A 2,529-nucleotide genomic window follows, 5' to 3' on the forward strand; every position below is an offset into this window, starting at 1 on the left:
GAGGCCGGCGGCCTGCCCGCGGACCGGGCCCGCGCGGCTACGGCGCAGCACTCCGGGGCGCTGGCCTTCCGCTCGCTGCCGCGCGACCTCGCCCTCGCCGTACGGACGTTGGCGCGGGAGAGCGGCACCAGTGTGTTCATGGTGGTGCACGCCGCGGTCGCCGCGACGCTGCACCGGCTCGGCGCGGGTGAGGACCTCGTCCTCGGCAGCCCGGTCGCCGGGCGCGCCGACAGCGCCCTCGACGACCTGGTGGGCTTCTTCGTCAACACGGTGGTCCTGCGCACCGACCTGTCCGGCGACCCGACGTTCGGGGAGCTCCTGGAGCGGGTCCGGGCGGCCGACCTGACGGCCCTGGACCACGCCGACCTGCCGTTCGACCAGGTGGTGGAGGCGGTCAACCCCGAGCGGTCACTGTCGCGGCACCCGCTCTTCCAGACGATGGTCTCGCACAGCACGGTCTCCGAGGACGTACGGACCCTGTTCGGGCGGTCCGCCCGCGCCGACCGGGTCGATCCCGGCGTCACCAAGTTCGACCTGGACGTCACCTTCGCGGACTCCGCGCACGGTGAGGACCTGGAGCTGGAGGTCTTCTACTCCACCGCCCTGTTCGATCGGGAGACGGTGGAGACGTTCGCCGACCGGCTGCTGCGCGCCCTCGCGGAAGCGGTCGCGGCCCCCGGGCTGCGGGTCTCGCAGTGGGAGCTGCGCGACGCCGAGGAGCGGGAGCGGCTGGCCCGTTGGAACGACACGGCCCGACCCGTACCCGCGCAGAGCGTGACGGAGGTGTTCGCCGAGCGGGCGGCCGCCGCGCCGGACGCCGTCGCGGTGGTGGCCGGCGAGGTGCGGCTGACCTTCGCCGAACTCGTCGACCGTGCGGGCCGGTTGGCGGCCGTCCTGACCGCCGAGGGTGTCGGCCCGGACACGGTGGTGGGTCTCGCGGTGCCCCGGTCCGCCGACGCCGTCGTCGCCGTCCTGGCCGTCCTCAAGGCGGGCGGGGCCTACCTGCCGCTGGACCTGGACCACCCGGCCGAGCGGCTGGCCCACATGCTGCGGGACGCGTCCCCGGTGTGCGTGGTGACGACCCGCGCCGTCGCGGCGCGCGTGCCCGGTGTCCCGGCCGTCGTCCTCGACGATCCGGCGACCGTGGCGCGACTGGCCGCGGCCGTGCCCGGACCGGACGCCGTGACGGGCCCCGAGCAGGCCGCGTACGTCATCTACACCTCCGGTTCCACCGGCCTCCCCAAGGGGGTGCTGCTCCGACACGCCGGTCTGACCAGGCTCTTCCGCGACCACGAACGCGAGCTGTACCTGCCGGTCGCGCGTCGGTCGGGCCGCCGCGTGCGCGCCCTGCACACGGCCTCGTTCTCCTTCGACTCCTCCTGGGAGCAGTTGCTGTGGCTGGTGGCGGGCCACGAGCTGCACGTGCTGGACGAGTTCGAGCGCCGGGACGCCGAGGCGGTCGTGGCGTACGTCCGCGCCGAGCGGATCGACACCCTCGACGTCACGCCGTCGTACGCCCGACAGCTGCTGGACGCCGGGCTGTTGGCCGGGGACTGGCGGCCGCCGCTGTTCCTGCTGGGCGGGGAGGCCGTGCCCGCCGCGCTGTGGGAGGAGTTGGCCGCGTTCACCGACGTGGAGGTCGTCAACTACTACGGTCCGACCGAGTTCACCGTGGACGCGCTGGTGGCCCGGGTGGGCGACTGCCCGACCCCGGTCGTGGGCCGGCCGCTCGACAACACCCGCGCGCACGTCCTGGACGGCCGGCTGCGTCCGGTGCCGACGGGGGTGACGGGAGAGCTGTACCTGGCGGGCGAGCAGATCGCGCGCGGCTACCTGGGGCGGTTCGCGCTCACCGCGGAGCGGTTCGTCGCCGACCCGTTCGGGGCGCCCGGCAGCCGCATGTACCGCACGGGTGACCTCGTGCGCCGGCGTACCGACGGGCTGATCGAGTTCCTCGGCCGGGCCGACGACCAGGTCAAGATCCGCGGGTTCCGGGTGGAGCCGGGCGAGGTGGAGGCGGCCCTGACAGCGCTGGACGGCGTCTCGGCGGCGGCGGTGGTCGTCCGCGAGGACGTCCCCGGCATCCCCCGGTTGGTCGGTTACGTGACCGGCGCGGGCCTCGAGGACGTGGAGCGGCTCCGCGAGGAACTGGCCGCGCAGCTTCCGGAGCACATGGTTCCGGCGGCGTTGGTGGCCCTGGAGGCCCTGCCGACCAATGTCAACGGCAAGCTGGACCGCGCCCTGCTGCCGGCCCCGGCCCTCGGTGCGGCGGCGTCCTCGCGTCCGCCGCGGGGTGCGGCCGAGGAGCGGATCGCCGAGGTCTTCGCGCAGGCCCTGTCACTGCTGTCGGTGGGCGCCGACGACGACTTCTTCCGGCTGGGCGGGCACTCGTTGCTGGCCACCCGGGTGGCGGGGGGGGGGGGCGCCCCCCGCCCCCCCCGCCCCCCCCCGCCCCGCGCAGGGGCCCTGTCCCCGCTGCTGCGCGGACTCGTACGGGTCCCCGTACGCCGCTCCGCCGGCGCCACGGCC

General features: G+C 75.4%; 1 protein-coding gene. It reads left to right on the top strand.

Going from position 1 to position 2,529, the window contains the following annotated elements; genetic code table 11:
- On the top strand, window positions 1-2,529 hold a 2,529-nt coding region (locus tag NOD94_RS40780; RefSeq protein ID WP_281211295.1), incomplete at both ends, for an amino acid adenylation domain-containing protein.

It is taken from the genome of Streptomyces sp. Isolate_45 (genome assembly GCF_024721315.2).
Classification (GTDB): domain Bacteria; phylum Actinomycetota; class Actinomycetes; order Streptomycetales; family Streptomycetaceae; genus Streptomyces.